General features: G+C 35.3%; 16 protein-coding genes and 4 pseudogenes. 5 read left to right on the top strand and 15 right to left on the bottom strand.

Annotated elements, in window-relative coordinates:
- Nucleotides 1-2: 2 nt before the first annotated feature.
- Genes cagX through D2C72_01855 form a run of 3 tightly spaced genes read right to left on the bottom strand, consistent with a single transcriptional unit; the run spans nucleotide 3 to nucleotide 3994 of the window.
- Complete coding sequence (gene cagX / locus D2C72_01845) at nucleotides 3-1571, bottom strand: type IV secretion system apparatus protein CagX (protein QEF43184.1); 1569 nt, start codon at nucleotides 1569-1571, stop codon at nucleotides 3-5.
- A gap of 52 nt (nucleotides 1572-1623) precedes the next feature.
- Entirely contained in the window at nucleotides 1624-3231 is a 1608-nt protein-coding gene (locus D2C72_01850) for a cag pathogenicity island protein (GenBank protein QEF43185.1), read from the bottom strand.
- 4 nt (nucleotides 3232-3235) lie between these two features.
- Nucleotides 3236-3994 (bottom strand): virB8 family protein, encoded by a 759-nt coding sequence (locus D2C72_01855; GenBank protein ID QEF43186.1) that lies wholly within the window; start codon nucleotides 3992-3994, stop codon nucleotides 3236-3238.
- A 379-nt stretch (nucleotides 3995-4373) separates the two neighbouring features.
- Between D2C72_01855 and D2C72_01860 the strand changes: the two are divergent.
- A pseudogene (locus tag D2C72_01860) lies at nucleotides 4374-5023 on the top strand (cag pathogenicity island protein).
- Nucleotides 5024-5035: 12 nt separating this feature from the next.
- A complete protein-coding gene (locus D2C72_01865; GenBank protein ID QEF43187.1) occupies nucleotides 5036-5878 on the top strand; it encodes a type IV secretion system apparatus protein CagT in 843 nt (280 codons plus the stop codon).
- 188 nt (nucleotides 5879-6066) lie between these two features.
- Here D2C72_01865 and D2C72_01870 read toward each other — a convergent pair whose 3' ends face one another.
- The 4 genes from D2C72_01870 to D2C72_01885 all read right to left on the bottom strand — a co-directional run bounded on the left by D2C72_01870 (nucleotide 6067) and on the right by D2C72_01885 (nucleotide 8265).
- The gene (locus D2C72_01870; GenBank protein ID QEF43188.1) at nucleotides 6067-6666 is read right to left on the bottom strand and encodes a cag pathogenicity island protein; all 600 of its coding nucleotides are present in this window, start codon (nucleotides 6664-6666) and stop codon (nucleotides 6067-6069) included.
- Between the two features lie 441 nt (nucleotides 6667-7107).
- Nucleotides 7108-7413 carry a cag pathogenicity island protein gene (locus D2C72_01875; GenBank protein ID QEF43189.1) on the bottom strand — a complete coding sequence of 102 codons (306 nt, stop codon included), beginning with the start codon at nucleotides 7411-7413 and terminating at the stop codon, nucleotides 7108-7110.
- 11 nt (nucleotides 7414-7424) lie between these two features.
- Entirely contained in the window at nucleotides 7425-7610 is a 186-nt protein-coding gene (locus D2C72_01880; GenBank protein ID QEF43190.1) for a hypothetical protein, read from the bottom strand.
- Nucleotides 7611-7920: 310 nt separating this feature from the next.
- Nucleotides 7921-8265: a cag pathogenicity island protein gene (locus D2C72_01885; protein ID QEF43191.1), complete on the bottom strand. Its 345-nt coding sequence runs from the start codon at nucleotides 8263-8265 to the stop codon at nucleotides 7921-7923.
- Between D2C72_01885 and D2C72_01890 the strand changes: the two are divergent.
- From D2C72_01890 to D2C72_01900, 3 genes and pseudogenes are all read left to right on the top strand, one after another.
- Nucleotides 8204-8384 (top strand): annotated as a pseudogene (locus D2C72_01890) (hypothetical protein). The gene D2C72_01885 and the pseudogene D2C72_01890 sit on opposite strands and share 62 nt — an antisense overlap.
- 496 nt (nucleotides 8385-8880) lie before the next feature.
- Nucleotides 8881-10011, top strand: a complete 1131-nt coding sequence (locus D2C72_01895; protein ID QEF43192.1) for a type IV secretion system apparatus protein CagM — start codon at nucleotides 8881-8883, stop codon at nucleotides 10009-10011.
- A 14-nt stretch (nucleotides 10012-10025) separates the two neighbouring features.
- A complete protein-coding gene (locus D2C72_01900; protein QEF43193.1) occupies nucleotides 10026-10943 on the top strand; it encodes a sodium:calcium antiporter in 918 nt (305 codons plus the stop codon).
- An 81-nt stretch (nucleotides 10944-11024) separates the two neighbouring features.
- On the opposite strand, the gene D2C72_01905 is transcribed toward D2C72_01900, so the two are convergent.
- The 8 genes and pseudogenes from D2C72_01905 to D2C72_01940 all read right to left on the bottom strand — a co-directional run bounded on the left by D2C72_01905 (nucleotide 11025) and on the right by D2C72_01940 (nucleotide 19229).
- Nucleotides 11025-11738 carry a sodium:calcium antiporter gene (locus D2C72_01905; protein QEF43194.1) on the bottom strand — a complete coding sequence of 238 codons (714 nt, stop codon included), beginning with the start codon at nucleotides 11736-11738 and terminating at the stop codon, nucleotides 11025-11027.
- Entirely contained in the window at nucleotides 11735-12880 is a 1146-nt protein-coding gene (locus D2C72_01910) for a sodium:calcium antiporter (GenBank protein ID QEF43195.1), read from the bottom strand. Before D2C72_01910 ends, D2C72_01905 begins: the two co-directional genes overlap by 4 nt.
- Nucleotides 12881-12890: 10 nt before the next feature.
- Complete coding sequence (locus D2C72_01915) at nucleotides 12891-14003, bottom strand: sodium:calcium antiporter (protein ID QEF43196.1); 1113 nt, start codon at nucleotides 14001-14003, stop codon at nucleotides 12891-12893.
- Between the two features lies 1 nt (nucleotide 14004).
- The gene (locus D2C72_01920; protein ID QEF43197.1) at nucleotides 14005-14436 is read right to left on the bottom strand and encodes a sodium:calcium antiporter; all 432 of its coding nucleotides are present in this window, start codon (nucleotides 14434-14436) and stop codon (nucleotides 14005-14007) included.
- A 54-nt stretch (nucleotides 14437-14490) separates the two neighbouring features.
- A pseudogene (gene cagF, locus D2C72_01925) lies at nucleotides 14491-15296 on the bottom strand (type IV secretion system chaperone CagF).
- Between the two features lies 1 nt (nucleotide 15297).
- A pseudogene (locus D2C72_01930) lies at nucleotides 15298-18248 on the bottom strand (VirB4 family type IV secretion/conjugal transfer ATPase).
- A gap of 8 nt (nucleotides 18249-18256) precedes the next feature.
- Nucleotides 18257-18880, bottom strand: coding sequence for a sodium:calcium antiporter (locus D2C72_01935; GenBank protein ID QEF43198.1), 624 nt, complete (start codon nucleotides 18878-18880; stop codon nucleotides 18257-18259).
- A gap of 1 nt (nucleotide 18881) precedes the next feature.
- The gene (locus D2C72_01940; protein ID QEF43199.1) at nucleotides 18882-19229 is read right to left on the bottom strand and encodes a sodium:calcium antiporter; all 348 of its coding nucleotides are present in this window, start codon (nucleotides 19227-19229) and stop codon (nucleotides 18882-18884) included.
- Nucleotides 19230-19386: the final 157 nt, after the last annotated feature.

Genomic DNA, 19386 nt, shown 5'->3' on the forward strand with positions numbered 1-19386 from the left:
TTTTATTTATCTCTGACAAGAGGGAGCTTTTTAATCACACGCTCCAATTCACCATAGTTTTTGATATTGTAATTTTTTGTCAATGGATTTTTCCCATAGCCTTTATTAATCACTGTTACAAGGGCTTTGTCTTTAATGAGCTTAAACTTCTCTGCAATTTCATTAACTCTATACCATCTCAATCCTGAATTAGTCATGTTAGGATCAATGGCGGCATCAGTCATGCTCAATTTCCCATCAGGTTGAACCACAAAAATAGCAGGTTGGAGAGTGATGTTTTTGAAACCAAAATAAGTGAATGTGCCATCATCAAAAATTTCAGAGGGCATAATATGTTTAGAGCGTTTTTCAGGTGCTTGGTAGTAATTGTAGTTTCTAGGCACAGGGTTTCTTTTTAACGCATTATGCACATATTGGGTCTCTAGCGCCTTTGCTTGATCTAAGATAATTTTTTGTTTTTCTTCTCTTATTTTTTCTTTGTTGATAATCTGTTCATTGCTCGCCATCATTACTCTATTGATGTAGGCTGTGGTGTTGAGATTTTCTTGCTTGATCAATTCTCTCTGCCTCTTTGCTTCTTCTCTCTTTTTTAATTCCTCTTCAATAACGCTAGAGACTTCGTGTCTTTGTGGGTATTCTAATTTGACCGTTAGATACGCTGAAGCAAAATTGTCTTTTTGAGCTATCCTCAAAATGAATTGATACAAGGCTTTATTGGTCCGCACAACAAGATTAGTCCTCCAAGCGCTATCGCTAGGAGATAATTCTACGGAGTTATCCTCGGGGCTTTTTTGAGATTTATCTGTCTTAATACTGATTTTATCCTTGGCTCTTTGCCTGACTGCCTCTTCAGCTTGTTTCTTGTTGAGTTCTTCAATTTGTTTGAGCGCGTTAGCTTGAGCCTGCTCTTGCATGTCCTCTAGTCGTTCCATTTGGTCTAATTCATTTTCTCTCTGTTGCTTGATCAATTCGCTAAGATTTTTGTTATTGCTCAAATTTTGTGGGTTACTCATAGCGTTAGTGAGATTTTCTAAATTGGCTCTATTTTTTGCACGCTCCTCCTTTCTTTTTTCTCTTTTATCTTTTTGCGCTTTTTGTGCTTGTTCTTTAGCTTCTTTTTCTTTTTCTAGAGCTTTTTTTTGTTCTTCTAATTCTTTAGGGTCAGGCGCATCTACGATAAGTTTTTTTGTTTTTAAAAATTCTTGGTAATCTCTTGTCATTAGGGCAAAATTCACTGCTTCTTTTTCAAACATGAGATTACTTTTTACCGATTTAGGTTGAATGAATATGTGATTAGAATTAGGCACAATATTCCAACCTTTATTGAAACCTGTTGTGATGTAAGAAATAGTTTCATCTTTTTCAAGTTGGATCACAGTAACATTGTCTAATGAAGTCCAAATCGTGATGGGTTTTTCATCTCCCAAATAAGCAATCTTCTTATTCACCACTTTCACCCTACCACGATTAAAATTTTTAATGTCAGGTGCTGCTGCTTCTATTACGCTAGATAAAAATAAATAACCAAGACAGAAACAGCCAACAATTTTTTTAAAAAATGCCTGCTCCATCAACAATTCCTCTTAAAAAATATTTGTAATTGTAACACAAGAATAAAGTGGCTTATCCTTTAAACATAGATCCACCAACTCTTCCTACCATTAAGGCATCTCTTTCTCTATCCATTCTGCTACCATCCATAGAGACAGAGCTGAAAATGGTATTAACGATCGCATTGACACTCTCAATAATCGTCTCTATGAAACCTTTTAAAATAAATAGAGTGATCAAACTCGCAATAGTTGAATCGATACCCAGTCCCCCTTGATTGATGTTTTGTATAGCAACAGAGGGCGTTATGGTCAAATTGAATGCCAATAATGCCAAAACACCAAAGAGTAAAATAGGAATAGCTAGAACCAAGATAAACAAATTATTAATAAACCATATCAATATGTTTTTCATAGAATCTTTGAACCAATCTAGCACGATCAAACATACCGCAATAGGGAACACAATACCGCTAAAAGCCCCAGCTATCAAAGGTTTCACAACCACAGTGCTTATTCTCATAATAATAGTTACTTGCATAAAAATGGCGAATAAAGAAATACCTGCCACTTGCAAGCCTTGTAACAAACTAGGAGCGTTGTTGCCAACATTAGAAAAAACAGCTCTTACTGCAGGTAAAATTGAATTAACAGTGTAATTCAGCACTAAATCTAAAGCCCAAAAAAGAACTTGATTCAGCCCAAAAGCGCCTGCTAAACCAAAATAAATGGAATAAGAGATTTTATAAAGATAACCAAAACCTGCATAGGCGATAAAAGAGACCATCGCCATTTTGAATAATGTCCCCCCAACAAATCGCATGTATTCAAAACCTATGTTAATCTGAATGTTACTTGAAATATCTCTCAATTTCATAAAAGAAATGAAAACAAAAATCCCAAAAACAATATAAATCAGGTAAGAAACAAAATCAAGATATGACCCTTGCCCTATGATAATATCAGGCAGATTGACTACACCATATGCAGGAAGAACAGCAGCGTCCGCTCCTTTGACAACAGATTCTAATGCGGCAAAAGCAAGCATGGCTGTAGTGTTGTTTTGCAGTTTATTTGCAGTGAATTCTTTGCCAATCAGCCAAATTAAACCATCAGCTGTAATATTCGTAGAAGCTTGAGCGGTTATTGAGCCAATTATTTGCAAAAGAATATTGCCTTTCACATTGTCCTCAACACCGCCTTTGGTAAAATTCTGAATCTTGTTGCTCAAATTGTCTAGCACGCTATCCATGGATACGTCTATGTTTTTATTTATCAATGCGTTCCAACCAAAATTACAGCCACTTGATGGCGTTAGAGCAAAACCTTGTATAGCTGTAGCAACACTTGCCCACGCCGATCCCCATAAAGGACCTAAAGTATTCAAATATTTCACCAGATTGCTAGCGGCTAAACTTGTGGCTAATGGTGTGCTAAGCGCTTCAATCACACCCTGTCCTGAACTCTTTCCACTCCCTGATGCACCAATAGATGTATAGCCTGTCAAAATATCTGCAAAACTCTTGTTGGTTAAAACATAACTCGGTATCAGCATGCAATAAACTGTTTGGTAAATTTTGAGATTTGAAACAATGGGCAAATCAATAGCTTTCAACCAATTGGGAACAATGAGAAAAAAACTCATGATCGTTATTAAAAAAGTCCTTTTAAGATTAAACATGCTCTTATTTCTCTAATGTCTTATTTTTCGCTTCCACTTCTTTAATCTTTCTCAAAATTTCGCTTACTGTCTGTTCGTTTTGTAAATCCGTGATTTGAATGTCAAACACTTTGAAGCCAAAAGGATTGATGATAAGATTTTCTTGAGAAGAGTTACCTCTAGCAAAATCATAATAAATAGTTACTTGTTTTTTAGTAATATATTCATAATTTTCCATCGTATCAGGTGTGATTTTGATGGTAATGAAAAATGTTAATCTCGTTAAGGGACTATTTTTGACTTTTTCTCTTTGTATGTTAGAGCTAATGATAGCTTCTGCTCGGACTTTATCCACGAATTGTCTGATATTTTCATTGAACATTCTCATTGCTTGGGTTTGGAAACTCACATCGCAATATTGCATCAGTTGATCCTTACGATCCCTCAAAGAATTTTTACTATAACCAAACAGCAATGAGACAAATTTTGAAGTTGCGCTATCCACAACAGCTTCAGAATTGACAATTTGCCTAGCATCGGAGCGTTTGACAATTTTAAATTCTCCTGTGTATCGATCAATGCCATAAACAAATATATCCGTTTTCTTCAAAGGCATCATCATCACAATACTCGTTACAGCGACGACATTGAGTGCCATAGAGAGATAAAAAGCCCTTTTGAAAGTCCTATTGGCCTTATTGAGTTTTGCCAATCTATCAAGGGCTATCACACCCCCAACCAAATTTTCATCAATCAAGACTTCTTCGTTTTTTTTCCCTAACATGCGACAGCTTTATTGTTTAATTATTGGTTTGTTGGTTGTAAAACTTGAGAGATTTTTCATTAAAAACTCCTTAAAATAACCCTAATTATAGCAAAATTTCTGTAAAAACTATGTATTTGAAAAACCTTTAACAAAAACCTTTTTGGACAAGGCGTTGAGCAAAGATTCCTTATAATTAATGTAAGCAGCGAATTGTTTCAAACAAGAAGCAAGATAAAACACGATGCAACTCAAAAAGTAAGAGCGATGAGTAAGCAGTCGTAACTCAATAATGAAATTTTAGAAGCGCTTAATTCAAAGAGATGAGACAATCACAACTCATAGAGAGAATGGTATAATATCAAAATAAGTTCTCAATTTAATTCTTGAAAGGAGTTTCATGAACGATACAACAGAACATCATGGATCCAATCCGCTAAACGCCCCACCACCTAGCAACTCACAGAGCAACGATCTCTTAAATTTGCTAGACTCGTTATATCCTAAAGGGAGTTTAGGGGAACAAAGATTTCACGAAGCTTTAAAGAATCAAGAAGAGTTGAAAAATATCCTAATAGAAATAGAAAAGCTACCGCAAGAAAAAAGGTATGAACTTCTGATGCAGATAGGACAAGCCAAACAAAGAATAATGGAAGCATACGCTCATTCATTCTTAGGATATATAGGGGGACTAGAGCATCTGTTAGGATTGTGTATGGGTGGGATATTTGTTTTGTTTGCAGTCTATTTTGTATTTTTAAGAACTAGCAAAAACACAGAGCTAGTGGAAAGTCTAAAAACAAAATTAAAACTTCAGTATTTTTACTATGCCTTTGGTGTGGGTGCGGTTTTGTTTTTTGGATTAGAAACAATTAGATCGATTTATGAACTATATATCTTAGGAATTGGTAGCACTAACGACAAGGTGCTCTTTGTTTTAAAAAACATTTGCTTCATAGGTATGGGCTATTTGATCTATAAAGTTATTAAAGTTATTGGTATAAAAATTTTATCAATGGTCTTTTCACTTCAAAGAAACAAGAGCGATAAGGAGAAACAACAATGAAACTGAGAGCAAGTGTTTTAATCGGTGCGACAATTCTGTGCTTAACTTTAAGCGCGTGCAGTAACTATGCGAAAAAAGTGGTGAAACAAAAGAACCATGTTTATACGCCTGTGTATAATGAACTGATAGAGAAGTATAGTGAGATCCCCTTAAATGACAAACTCAAAGACACACCATTCATGGTGCAAGTGAAGTTGCCAAATTACAAGGATTATTTGCTGGATAATAAACAAGTTGTACTAACTTTCAAACTTGTCCATCATTCTAAAAAGATTACGCTCATAGGCGATGCCAATAAGATCCTTCAATACAAGAATTACTTCCAAGCTAACGGGGCAAGATCTGACATTGATTTTTACTTGCAGCCTACTTTGAATCAAAAGGGTGTGGTGATGATAGCGAGTAACTACAATGATAATCCTAACAACAAAGAACAACCACAGACCTTTGATGTGTTGCAAGGGAGTCAGCCAATGCTAGGAGCTAACACAAAAAACTTGCATGGCTATGATGTGAGTGGAGCAAACAACAAGCAAGTGATCAATGAAGTGGCAAGAGAAAAAGCCCAGCTAGAAAAAATCAATCAGTATTACAAAACTCTCTTGCAAGACAAGGAACAAGAATATACCACTAGGAAAAATAACCAACGAGAAATTTTAGAAACCTTGAGTAATCGTGCAGGTTATCAAATGAGGCAGAATGTGATTAGTTCTGAGATTTTTAAGAATGGCAACTTGAACATGCAAGCCAGAGAGGAAGAAGTTAGGGAGAAGTTGCAAGAAGAAAGAGAGAATGAATACTTACGCAATCAAATCAGAAGTTTGCTCAGTGGTAAGTGATTGGAAGAAAAAAGGGAGAGAGTATAAGGGTAGAGAGAAACGCCAACGGGCGTTAGCTTTACTTGATAAGTAAGGCGATCAAGTAAGTTGAAGCACTCATCATTTTTTAATCCTGTCTCTGCCTGAGACGAATACTTTTCAAACTGAATTTTGTTAGTTACACCGAGATTTTTTGTTCGTTTTCCACATCAAGCATTTTGCACTCCTTTTTCTTTCATGTATTTTTCAAGATCAAATTTCATCAGCAAATCCCTAACATAGTCGTTATATTGTTCAATGGTTTTTAGATTAGCATAGAAATTCACTTCTTCATCTGTCATCACAAACAATTTCAATAGTGGGAGCTTAGTGCCATACAATTCTATTTGCGAGTCCATTTCTCTAATACTCATCTTAAACATGATGGGCTTGCTGAAGAAAGGCAGAAATATTCCAAGAATTGATCGATCAAATTTGGAGAATAAGAAATTAGGATTCTCCGTAATCGCATGCAACAGTTCCATAGTCTCACTCTCAAGCAAACGATAAACCTTTTTAAATTTATCAATACCAATGCTTTTGATAACAGCGCGATAATCTTTCATGTAATTTCTTAGAACCTTATCTAACGCTCCCTTGTTTGTATGCATCTGTTTGAAAAAATCATGCATGGTTTTTATTTGATCCATGATTTTCTTTTTTTCATCAGTGCTTAAAAGTTCGTTCTCTTGCAAGCTCTTAATAAGTTTTTCTTTCTTATCTTTTGAGTTGGCAATCATTAAGAAGAGTTTTCGCATGTTATTACTCATATCGCTCTTGGTCCCTTCAATGGATTTGGTTTCTCTTTAGATTGTTCAGATCGTAAAGGTTTATATTGAAATTATACAATATCTGTTGTGTGAAAATTTCAGAGCGGTCATAATTCAAAGAGCAAGAAACCATTTTTTAACCATAAAATATTGTTTCAATCACTCTTATATCTATTTTTCAAAACCTACAAAAAACGCTTTCACAAATAGCCCTAAAAACCGATTTAAAAAAGTTTTAATATTATATATTATTTTTAAAAAGCAAAATCAGTCGTAAAAATGCGTTACAACTAAAATAAAGGGTCAAGATAACTCAATTTTCAAAAAGGAGTCTTAAGTAATAAAATCATAATGTTCAGCTAGTAATCTATTGCCTTGTTGATCAAACAAAGCTTTGCATGAAAGATGAAAAAATTTCATCTTTAGATAGTTAATACACCACTAGAGTCTTACTTGAGAGACACTCATTTTATTAGTGGTTTTGTCTGATTTGCTGCTACCAAAACCATTACCAACCAAAGCAGATCCCATGTTTTTGATACTATCGAATCCATTATTCAGCACTTCTGCCATAAAATTCTTGATATTGTCCATAGGCAAGTTGAATTTTTTCCCTAATATTTCATTAAGTCCCATCATTAACATCAGAAAGAACAAAAAATTTAATATCATAGAAAACAAATCATTGGATAAACCTGTAAAAAGATTTATTCCGCCACCCAACAAAGAAGCTAAAATTTTTCCCATACTCAGTCCTTTTATTTTCGGTTGTGTAAGTTATTGCTTGTTCGGATCTCTAATGCGTGTTTTAGTAGGAAGCATTTCACAATAGCATACCTAAAACTACTAAGAAAATTCTTGAATCCACTGGTAAGATTACTCATGAAATCAAGCGGTAAGCAACCACCAATCGCAAACAAATCAAATATTTTGCCACCAAACAAGCCGTATCCTTTTTGTTTCTATCTCCTAATTATAGCAAATTTTTCTCAATATTAATTTGGAAAACCACCACCATATCAAAAACAAATTGCTAACACACTAGATGCAGAATTATTTTTAAAAAACGCTCATTTAAATTTAAAATCATGGGGTTTTAGGATTTGAATACCAAAAATCGATTGGTTTTTTCAAATAAGCTAGCTTTGTGCATGCGCTTAAAAAGATTTTAGTTTTTAGTCAGTAAGGTTTTATGCTAATGTGTGGAAATAAAGAAATTTCTCTAAATCAAGTCTTGAGAAATTTTTGAACGAATCATAAGAACCAATTTTGCCATTGAGTCATAAGCATGATTAGCTTCATTGTGAAATTTGCGTGGCTTAGGAGATAGTATTTGCTTATTATGCTGAGAGAAACGAGTAGCAAAAGATAAGTAGTGTAATAAAAAAAGCTAGGTTTTATTATAAGAGCAAACAAGAATAATATTGGATAAACTAAAATCACCCCTGCCCCATAAGAAAAAAGCGCTATTAAAAAACCTATAACGATAGAGCTGATATTGAACAGCCTATAATAAAGGCTGTACTTATCTAAATGTTTGTTGAAAGAATGTTTGAATTGTAAAAAGTTTTGTTTTAATTTGCTAATCGGTCGTTTCATTTTGGTTTTGAAAGAACTAGTTCAAGGCGGTGAACCTATAAAGGAGCAAAGGAGCATAGGAAACAATAAGTCTTTTACAAAACCACCTTAATCTAGCTCAGAATCCCAAAGAATACCCTAATATGCTGATACTAACATGTGATATAACACAAACCAACGATTTGTTTATTTAATGTCAAACAAAGAATAGAAAACACCTATCAAGGAATAAAGGAGTTTCTATCCAAAAAACACCAATCCATTGTATAAAAATAACCTTAAGAGAAACTTAAAAAATACCAACAAGCCGCATACAAGCAAGAAAAACATAACACTATATTAAGAAAGGTAATGTTATTGTTATACCAAAAAATGGAAAAAAGCCCTTTTGAATTTTTATGATTCCAATAATCCCTAATCTGATCCAATCAAAAACTTTTTTGAATACTAGCTAAACACGCTCAGATGTGATCTATTATTTTTCAAAAATGAGCTATTATTTTATTAACTTGATACTCAAAGACCTAGATTTTACTTACCTTTTTGACATGGAAAAGTTTTGATCCATAGTTTTGTGGAAATTGTGGTAGAATGTGTTGGTATTTTTTGAAAATTTAAGGTTACAAAAACTATAAGATGCTTGCAAAAATCGTTTTTAGCTCATTGGTTGCGTTTGGAGTTTTGTCGGCTAATGTGGAGCAGTTTGGTTCGTTTTTCAACGAGATAAAAAAAGAACAAGAAGAAGTGGCCGCAAAAGAAGACGCTCTTAAAGCTCGCAAGAAGCTCTTAAACAATACGCATGATTTCTTAGAAGACTTGGTTTTTAGAAAACAAAAAATCAAAGAGCTTGTGGATTACAGAGCTAAAGTCCTTTTAGATTTAGAAAACAAATACAAAAAAGAAAAAGAGGCTCTAGAGAAAGAGACAAGAGGTAAAATCCTTACTGCTAAGTCAAAGGCTTATGGTGATCTAGAGCAAGCCTTAAAAGATAACCCTCTTTACAAGAAACTTCTTCCTAACCCTTATGCCTATGTTTTAAACCAAGAAACATTCACCAAAGAAGATAAGGAGCGTTTGAGTTATTACTACCCCCAAGTGAAAACGAGCAGTATTTTTAAAAAAACTACCGCTACCACTAAAGATAAGGCTCAGGCTTTGCTTCAAATGGGTGTGTTTTCTTTAGATGAAGAGCAAAACAAAAAAGCGAGCCGATTAGCTTTATCTTACAAGCAAGCGATTGAAGAATATTCCAATAACATTTCTAATTTATTGAGCAGAAAAGAATTGGATAATATAGATTATTACTTGCAGCTTGAAAGAAACAAATTTGACTCCAAAGCAAAAGATATTGCTCAAAAAGCCACCAACACGCTTATTTTTAACTCGGAACGCTTGGCGTTTAGCATGGCGATTGATAAGATCAATGAGAAATACTTAAGGGGCTATGAAGCTTTTTCTAACTTGTTGAAAAATGTCAAAGATGATGTGGAATTGAATACTTTGACTAAAAACTTCACCAACCAAAAATTGAGTTTCGCTCAAAAACAAAAATTGTGTTTGTTGGTTTTAGACAGCTTCAATTTTGATACCCAATCCAAAAAATCTATATTAAAAAAGACTAATGAATATAATATCTTCGTAGATAGCGATCCTATGATGAGCGACAAAACAACTATGCAAAAAGAACACTACAAGATATTTAATTTCTTCAAAACAGTGGTTTCTGCATACCGGAACAATGTTGCCAAGAATAACCCCTTTGAATAGGAAAGGAGACGCTCTTGAAAAGTATCTTCAAAAAATTAGGTTCTGTCGCTCTTTATTCTTTAGTTATTTATGGGGGCTTAAACGCTATCAATACAGCATTATTACCGAGTGAATACAAAGAATTAGTGGCTTTAGGTTTTAAAAAAATCAAAACACTCTATCAAAGACATGACGACAAAGAAATTACAAAAGAGGAAAAAGAATTCGCCACTAACGCTTTGAGAGAAAAATTACGGAATGATAGGGCGAGGGTAGAGCAAATTCAAAAGAATATTGAAGCGTTTGAAAAAAAGAATAACTCTTCTGTTCAAAAAAAAGCGGCTAAGCACAGAGGATTGCAAGAATTAAACGAAACTAACGCTAACCCTTTGAATGACAACCCTAATGGCAATTCTTCCACTGAAACCAAATCTAATAAAGATGATAATTTTGATGAGATGATCAATAAGGTGAATGAAGCTTTTGTGAAACCTGCTGCTCCGCTTGTGCCTGATGAGTGGAGAACGCCTGAAATTGAAATCGTTATCAATAAATGTATTATTTCAAGCAACGATTATGATGGGTTAAGAAAGTGTTTGATCAAAGACATCAAGGATCAAAAAATTCTTGCCCCCTTATTAGAAAAAATTCAAGAAATAGAGACAGAAAATAACAAGTTTTCTAGACAACACCTGAGTGGTTTAAAACTCGCTCTTAATAACAACAATAGAACCTTTCTTATAGCTTCGTGTGCTATTTGTGAGAAGAGAAAAAAAGAAATGGAGCAAGAAAATAACTACCAAGATACTACAAATGCAAGCGAGTTTGGAGCTACTGATGCAAAAGAAAATGAAACAAAAGATGCAACATTCTCAAACAATCGCTCTAAATCCGAACTGCCCAATAGCGTCATTAATCAAATAGAACAAAGCATCGCTCATGGAAAAAAATAGCGATCCAAATTATTAGCTCAAAAAACAACTTAGAGAAACAAATCCCAAAAATGAGAAATCATAGCTTGTCATCTCAGAAAATCATTTGACAATGATCTTACTTGATTGCCTTTCTTGTAGGTATTGTCGCTTGCTTTGTTCTAGGGATCTTTCTAATGCGTCCAACTCCTCTAAATAATTTAAAAAGACCTTGTTATGAGCTAACATAAGCTTTCTGATTCCTTTGATGAAATTTTTATTCTTTAGGCTTTCTACAAGCGTCTGTGAAGCAGTGATTAAAGAAGCTGTACCTCCAATGTTGCTCTGATACGCCTTTAGAGAAGTTTCTAAACGCTCTCTTATATTTTGTTTTTCTTGCTCGATTTTCAGCTTCCCCTCACAATAAAGAACTAAAATTTTATCGGATATTCCGCATTGCTGCTCAGCAGTCTTTTGGTCTAAGGGATTGATTTTCATATAGGTCAATAAAAGTTCAGGGCTAGACATATAAGTCTTAAAAATCACATCTTCTGAGATGAAAAATAACTCATTCGCTTCAAAATTGGCTTTCAATAACGCTAAATCTCCTCTCAAAGCCATGGCCGCTTTTTTGATGTTTAGAGCATCTTCTTCACCCATTTTATCATTAGCGCTAGGGCTAGTGGTTGAAAAAATCTCATCTAAGTTTTTGAGCGCTTGTTGGTTGGTCTCTTGGTAGGTGCTATCCAGTTGCTTTAAGCCGCTTGTTATATCTTCTGCCATCAAAACAGACAATAGCAAAAAAGAAAATATGGTATTTTTCACGAGTGTTTTCATTTGACAATAACTTTAGAGTTAGCAATGTTTCTTGCTGTCGTTTCTCTCTCTAATTTCAGTTGTTCTTCCCAAAGGTCGGCTTTTTTTTCAAGATTTTCTATATAGTTTAAATGATTTTCTGCGTTTAAGATAGCAGCTTCTATGAGCGCGTTCAAATCTACTGATCCTTTTAAGGTTTTGATTTCTTCATTAATCCCATTCAAATAAGCGATATTTTGAAAATCTGCATCACTCAGTTTATTTTGAATAAGGGCTACAATCATTCTGTAATTCTGAATAACCTGCCCCATAAGGCATGCTGAAATTTTTAGCCCATCAAGATAGGGGCATTTTGTGGGCGCTAGAGTGAATGTTTCAATGATTCCAAATGGTGTGCCCATGCTTGAAAAAAAACTAAGAGCAGGCGCATAGATGGCGCTTTGAAACAAAGCCTGACCTGTTAGGGAATTATAGTCAATAAGGGTCGCTTTTTTCATAGCCTCTTTCAACCATGTTTCAAAACCTTCTAAGGTTTCTTCAAACGCCTTGATGCCGATCGTATTGTAAGCGATGTATTTAGCGTTATCAGAAGAACTTCCTAGAGCTTGAGAAAGCATTTCCATTTGTGTTTTTAGAGTAACGCTCGGTTCAAAGCTGTTTTTTAACGCTTCTAAGAGAGCGTTTTGCTGATTCATTTTGAGCTTGATTATTTCGTTATTTTTTTGGAGCGCGATTTGCATGTTTTGGATTTCTGTTTGGGTATTAATTTTTTGTTTTTCCACGATTATTTTGACATTCCCCCCCAATGCGCTAAGCGCGCTTGAATACCCTTGCATGACGCCAAGCAAGATGTCTGAACCTGCAAAAAAACCCCCTGTCATGCCATTGACACCATTAATAACGCCATTAGCTCCTTTTAACATAGCGCTCATGGTTGCAAGCTGAGTCCTCAATTCTCCCTCTATCTGCGCTTGAATGGCTTTTTCTTTGGCACTAGACTGAGCCTCTATGGCTTTCAATTCGGCTTGAGCGGTTTTTTGTTTGGCTTGTGCGTCCGCCTGAATGGCTTTTAAGGCAGGTTCAAGCGTTATTACTGCCCCTGCACCATTCAAGGGCAAGCCACAAAAAGTCAAGAAAGAAAATATGCTTAAAAAACATTTCACATCTCTTTCCTCACTTCACGATTATTTTAGTTTGCACCCTTTCTGTTAAGTAGCTATCTTTTTGCCCCTTAAGCTTGTCTTTGATGTAATCAAGGTAAGTCAAATGCGATTTCAAAAAAGATTTATTCGCCACTATATTGTAATTATATAGCGAACTTATGTTAGAAATCGCTTGAGTGTCATAGGTGCTAGTAGCTAATCCTGATTGACCGAGTATCATTTGAGAAGCGTTCTGCAACAAATTGGTATTGTTTTTCACAAATTCTATATAGTATTCTCTCAAAATTTCTGCTACTTTTTCAGCATAGCAATAAACGGCAAGAACTTTGTCCCCAATAGGGCATGCAGGGGTGGTCATAGGATTAACGCCTGAAGTTAGGGCATTAGTGGCTAACGCTTGGTATTTGGCATAAACAGTGGGCATAGAAACACTCATAGGAGTCATAGAAATTTGCATGCAACTGAAAAACACTTTTGATGAGCCAACAAGCGCGCCTAAAGCGGTACAGCTATCAAGGGAATCGGCTGTATCATTCATTGAGCTGTTGCTTGCTTGAGAACGCAGTTGCTCTTGTAGAGCTAGGGCGTATTTTGGTGCTGCGCTTGTAATATTGCCTAATATACCGCTCATTATTTCAACCGTTGTTGGCACGCTAGGAACAGCGATTTGATTCGTCGCATAAGCTTCAATAGCGCTAGGATTTTTAGGGGTAGTGTTACTCGCTAAAATGCTTGCAATCTGACTATTGACAGCACTAATTTGCGCGCTTTGCGTGTTGCCTTGCGCGTTAAATTCCCCTGTTAATTTGCTGATATTTAAGATATTGTTCCCCACAGCCATGCTTTGATCGTTAAAACCTTGATACAATTGGTTGTATTGTTGGTTAGCGGCTTTCATAGGCACGCTTACAGCTTCAGCGATGCTTTGATTGTATTGGGTCATGATAGCGGTCATTTGCGGATTAGTAAATCCCACAACAATAGGAATAATCGCTGCTGTCATAGCGCCCGCTACTATTCCTGCAAATGGCCCTGCGACACCACTTGTGCTTGAGATGATTGAGGAGACTTGCGATAAGAATCCTGCAGAAGATGATTCATATATAGCTTGTGTACCTGCCATGTTAATACCCTCCTAAGCTTGGTGGTAAAAACGATGAATCTGAATATGTTGGTGCATAACCATACATGAAAGGATTGTTTGGACCGTAATCGCCCATCATTTGGCTCATGAGAAGATTTTGAATACCCCACATCGCATTGATACCTAGATTATCATTAGGTTGGAAACTCCCTAAACTTATGTCGTCAAACTTGATATTAACATTCTTATCATTATAGTCATTGAGTATGGCCACTTTTTGCTCTAGGGTTTCTTTAGGGATCTCTATTTTTAGCTGATCTCTAGAAACAAGCCCCACGCTATTTAGCGCCATATCTTCAGGACTAATATCTTTTATATCCGTGTTTTGGTCAGCACTAAGCGGAGCGTTAAACATGCCAATGATAAGACACCAAGCAAATAGTGATTTAATTTTATAAAAATTCGTTTTCATACTTTTGACTCCTTTATTCTTATTTTTAGCATTATTCTAGCGCATTAACACGACTCAATCGCTGTTTTTGTTTTGATTTTCTTGATCGAGCATTTTGTTTGTTACTTCATCAATGTTTTGAAAATATTTTTCAAAAAGCTCTTTCTTTTTAGCTTCAACGCTCATATCAGTTTGAATCCAATTAGGAATAATGGAGTCCATGATCAAATGCGTGAAGTCATAGGCATGATTGGTTGGGTATATTTTGTTCTGAACATAGTATTCTAAAAAATTCGCTTGAACAAAAAATTCTCTATATCGCTCTGCATGTCCTCGCTTATGTTGTTATTGATAGGTTTTTCTAGTAATCTGAGAATCCTATACGACTGCCTGATAGTTTCTAGCATGAAGTAAGCATAAACATAAACTAATGAGACAAAAGAATTATTGGCTTTAAACGAGCTTGCATCATTTTTCCCACTTTGAAGAGGAATTAATCTTGATAATGTTTTTTGGGGATCTTGCCCTTCGTTTATTTCTTTAAAAAAGCGGAAGTCTAAATCCTGATTACTGAGAAATGACTTGACAAAGTGAAGATTAGCGTTAAGACTATCTATGAGACCTGAATAAAGGTGTTCTGTTTTGACATCATCTATATTCAAAACATTCTCATAAAACACATTGACATGGTCTTCTAAGAAATTAGAAAAATCATAAAGAGCGGTAAGGTTTTGTTCAGTGATTTCACCTTCCATTTCTTCTTCTATGAAGTCCAATTCTTCTCTCAGTTCAAAAAGGTAATTAGAAAAACTATCCAAAATCGTCAAGACATCATTTTCCAAAATTTTCAATAATTTTTGTTCGCGCAAACTTTGTTTCATTTTAATACTCCTTTATTTGTTGATACATTTGCCTCAAGGCCTGATATTTATCTATGATACTATGGTTTTGGACAATCTTGTCAATTTCTTTGACAAATACAGTATCTGTGGATAAAATTTTCAAATATTCTTTAGGAATGCCTCTCAAATTAAAACTAGCGATAACGCTAGGGCTTCCATCCTGTTTGTAGAGAATTTTCCTATCCAGCCCCTTAGTGATGATTTCAAATTCTTTTTCTGTAACATTAGCTAATCTTTGGTAATCAGAAAGATTGCCCCCATCGTTTCTCAAAAAAATCTTTGTAGGGCATTGTTCTCTAATCGTATCAGCAATAGGGCAAGCCAAAAGATCAGTGATGCTTTGAGTCGCAAGTCTAACAATAGCGTTTCTTTTCCTTGCAGTTTTTAGCATGTCTCTCACAAAATAAGCGACCTTTGGATCGCTTAAATATTTCCACGCTTCATCAATATCTAAGACAAATCTACGCCCATCCATTGCTTCTTGGATACGAGCGAAAAGGTAAAAACAAATAAAGGGTGAAACATCATTATTATCTAAGAAACTTGACCCATCAACGCCAATAATCGTTTTTGAAAAATCTAAGCGATCTGTTGCTTTATTATCAAAAAGCCATTGAAATTCACCATTGGTTGATTTGCAAAAAGGCGCTAATCGCGCGACAAGCCCATTAGGATCGTTGTGGTCTTTCCCGAAAGCATTAATAAGTTGAGTGATGGGATAATCTAGGTTCATATCTCCTGTGATAAGGTTGGTTACTGCCGCTGCAAGCGTATTAGAATCTGCTAGGCTAAAAGAGATGCTGTTGCCATTTTCATCTTTTTCATCGCTTTTGGTTGCTAGGTTTTTCACAAGCTCTTTGACAACAGAAATAGCCGTTTGTTTTTGCTCCATTGTTGCATCTGTTTTTTGCACGCAAGCCGCCCAAGCAAAAGGATTTAATCCTGTATCTGTCCCTAGCTCAATCTTGACATACTCCCCACCCATTGCGACAATATTCCCATAAGCGCCATAATCTTTATCCATATAGACCATAGTGAGCTTTTGCTTGTCTTTACTGACATTAGCAGGAAAATTATAGGCAAATTGCCCCATAGCGTTTAGAGTCATGGACATAAACACTGTCTTACCTGAACCGGTTGAGCCAAGTATCAAAGTGTGTCCTGCTGACGCTGAACCAAAATCAGTGGGCATGTGGAAGTTCAAATAAAAAGGCGAATTGATCTCGCTTTTTAGCGTTATCACGCTATTACCCCAAGCGTTATTCTCTTCTTTGCCATCAAAACTCATCGCTCTCATCGCTATGAAATCAGCAAAATTATTAGAAGTTACATCAAAAATAAAAGGAAGCGTGATAAAAGAGCAATGTTTGGCAAAAAAGTAATTTTCCATAGAGAAAGTCGCTGCGTTGGCTAAAAAACCTTTAGCGTTAAGACTAGAGACGCATTCTTTAACGCTTTGTTTCATTTTTTCAAAGCTATCAGCAAACAGCACTAAAGAATTACCATAACTGCCTAGCGTAATATCACCATTACCCACTAATTCGCTCAAACAACCCAAAGTCATGCCTTGCTCTTTGGAGCCTCCACTAATAATAATTCTTCTAGAGGTGAAAGCTAGTTTGTCCTTTAAAACCTGTGAGTTTTTAGGCGAATAAGCATGCATAAAGATAAATTCGCTGTCTAGAGCGTTGATTTTATCAAACAAATCGCTCTGTGATTTAGGGGCGTATTCACTAATTTCAATAGCGCTAAAATATTTTTCACTCAAGTCATCATTCAAGATTTTTCCATGCTTATTAGCAAAATAAACTTCTTTCACCCCACCATGCATTTTTTCTTTGAGATACAAGTCTTTTCGGTTGCAAATAAAAGGGGCTTCATTCATTCCCACAAGGAAATTGTAAAATTCGCATTGTTTGGAGTAAATAATGCCATCTTTGGTGTATTCTTTTAATCTAATGGGGTGGTATTTACTCAGTAGCTCTTCTATGAGCTCTATCCTATCCTTGAAGTTTTCAAGCTTGGCTCTAATAATCCTTTGAAACTCTTCAAAATTATTGTCTGCAAAATGCTTTTTATTCATCACGGGTTCATTGAGAGTGTCTAATAAATCTTGCTCTATGGTGAGATAAAAACTAATATCATAAAAACTTTCTCTCTTTTGCTTCTCATTATAGGCTCGCATGAAATCATTAGAAAAAATAAGACCATAATCCCTATTGGTTTCATCAATAACGATTTTCTTTTTAATAGTGTGAAAATAAAATTTGAATTCAGGGGTAACAAAATTCCTAAAAACGCTATAAATAGAAGCGTGTAACTCTATGAGATCTTTTTTGGAAGTGGTTAAAAAATCAATGCCCCCCAATTTGATTGTGCCTAAAAGAGAATAGTTGTTAGTAAGGATCACCCCATCATCTAAAAAACATTCATAGTTATTCGCTAGATAGGAATTTGCAGCGCTCACAAGTCTGTCTTCTCTGTTTGGATTTAAGTGGATGTCATTCGCCATTTCTTTACTAGGCTTCATGGAAAAAATGCTCATGAATGCTTTGTTTTTCACGCCCTTAAACAAAAAAGGTTTTTTAAATTTCATCGCTCGCTCCATTCTTTGATAAAGCCTATAATCTTTCTTGAATCCAAGAGCTACAAGCACAATAACAATCGCCACAATCAAAACAGGTTCATAGGCTTGAAAAAGAATAACAGATAATACAACTGTTACAAACAATATAAATATAGAGGAATAAATAAAAGTTTCAGGGAAACCAAACAACCTATTCCCCCATCAAACAAGACTTTAAAAAAGGGATTGACACCCTTTTGCATGTCTGCTTTAAGCTCTTCTATTTTTTGAAACTGCCGCTTTTGAACCTCTTGCTCTATGATTAGCTTTTTTTGTTCGTCAGCTTGTTTGCTTGCCACAAACACCCCTCTATTTATAGATATACCGCTTCACATGTAATCGTATAAAAGATTTTTTTGAGAGACTCTATGGTGCTAATATGTTTCAAAAGATCATTAGGATCATAAGAATTGAATACGGCCAATAAAACATTATATAGCTTATCATCGCATAAAATTTCTCTTGTTTCTCCGTGCAATGATAGAAAGCAGCGTTGTTTGTTGGTCGTGCTGATGCTTTTGAAAGTAAAAAAGTCTTTCACTTCAGGATTGATCTGTAATTCTACATTCAATCCCATTTCTTTACCCTTTTCATCAAAGATTTTTTCAATAACTGGATCGTAATGCTTCAAATCCTTTATTTTTTTAAGGACTCTATTGACAATCACGAAGTCAAAAACTTCATCTTTGATAATATCGGGATTGACTTCTTTGAAAGTTACTTTCTTGTCTTTCAAATTTTTGATAGTCGCTTTAAAACTATCAAAATCTAAATTCGTATAAACACGCCCACTAGGAGTGTTTTTTTCTTTTTCTAGCGCTTCTTTTTTGGCTTCTTTGTCATCATTGGCTGACCCATACGAACTGAAAACAACGAGACTTAAGAGAACTTTCAAAAAAAAGCCTCTCAGTTTTTTATTACTATTATTATTGATCAATTTAGCTAGCTCCTCCGCCTTCGCCAATATTGAAGCCAAACTTAGTGCTCAAATAGATAATGCCACCCGCCACCGCTAACATAGCTATGGGCTGCGCGTAAGCAAAAACAGTCGCTTGACCTCTTTTGATGTCATCAGAGATTTTCCAAATATCTGCTATGCCTTTGACCCCTAGAGCGCAACCACCTACGATCGCTAAAACAGAAATGATCTGAACAACCAAAGATTTAGTCTCAGTAATGCCTGTTGTAGGATTGCTGACCGCCATTAAAGGATTGGTCGTTATCGCTAGCCCTAAAGTTACTACAACTTTCTTGTAGCTGTCAGTGATTCTTGTAAAAAATTTCATGCGTTTCCTTTCAGATTAGATTGAAATAATGGTGTTATTATACCATACCAAAAAAATATTTTTACACTTTCACGCAAGCACCACTAGATTAACTGGTCTTGCGTGTATCCTTTTTGATTCAAATAAAAACCGACACTTTTGTTTGACAATTGACACA

Origin of the sequence: Helicobacter pylori, from assembly GCA_008032955.1 — a bacterium.
Classification (GTDB): Bacteria; Campylobacterota; Campylobacteria; order Campylobacterales; family Helicobacteraceae; genus Helicobacter; species Helicobacter pylori_DC.

What these genes read in the sequence shown, in the direction of transcription:
- D2C72_01905 (QEF43194.1), bottom strand. Translation starts at nt 11,738, where the DNA reads ATGAAAACACTCGTGAAAAATACCATATTTTCTTTTTTGCTATTGTCT.
- cagX (QEF43184.1), bottom strand. Translation starts at nt 1,571, where the DNA reads ATGGAGCAGGCATTTTTTAAAAAAATTGTTGGCTGTTTCTGTCTTGGT.
- D2C72_01895 (QEF43192.1), top strand. Translation starts at nt 8,881, where the DNA reads ATGCTTGCAAAAATCGTTTTTAGCTCATTGGTTGCGTTTGGAGTTTTG.
- D2C72_01915 (QEF43196.1), bottom strand. Translation starts at nt 14,003, where the DNA reads ATGGCAGGTACACAAGCTATATATGAATCATCTTCTGCAGGATTCTTA.
- D2C72_01850 (QEF43185.1), bottom strand. Translation starts at nt 3,231, where the DNA reads ATGTTTAATCTTAAAAGGACTTTTTTAATAACGATCATGAGTTTTTTT.
- D2C72_01870 (QEF43188.1), bottom strand. Translation starts at nt 6,666, where the DNA reads ATGAGTAATAACATGCGAAAACTCTTCTTAATGATTGCCAACTCAAAA.
- D2C72_01885 (QEF43191.1), bottom strand. Translation starts at nt 8,265, where the DNA reads ATGAAACGACCGATTAGCAAATTAAAACAAAACTTTTTACAATTCAAA.
- D2C72_01940 (QEF43199.1), bottom strand. Translation starts at nt 19,229, where the DNA reads ATGAAATTTTTTACAAGAATCACTGACAGCTACAAGAAAGTTGTAGTA.
- D2C72_01875 (QEF43189.1), bottom strand. Translation starts at nt 7,413, where the DNA reads ATGGGAAAAATTTTAGCTTCTTTGTTGGGTGGCGGAATAAATCTTTTT.
- D2C72_01855 (QEF43186.1), bottom strand. Translation starts at nt 3,994, where the DNA reads ATGTTAGGGAAAAAAAACGAAGAAGTCTTGATTGATGAAAATTTGGTT.
- D2C72_01920 (QEF43197.1), bottom strand. Translation starts at nt 14,436, where the DNA reads ATGAAAACGAATTTTTATAAAATTAAATCACTATTTGCTTGGTGTCTT.
- D2C72_01865 (QEF43187.1), top strand. Translation starts at nt 5,036, where the DNA reads ATGAAACTGAGAGCAAGTGTTTTAATCGGTGCGACAATTCTGTGCTTA.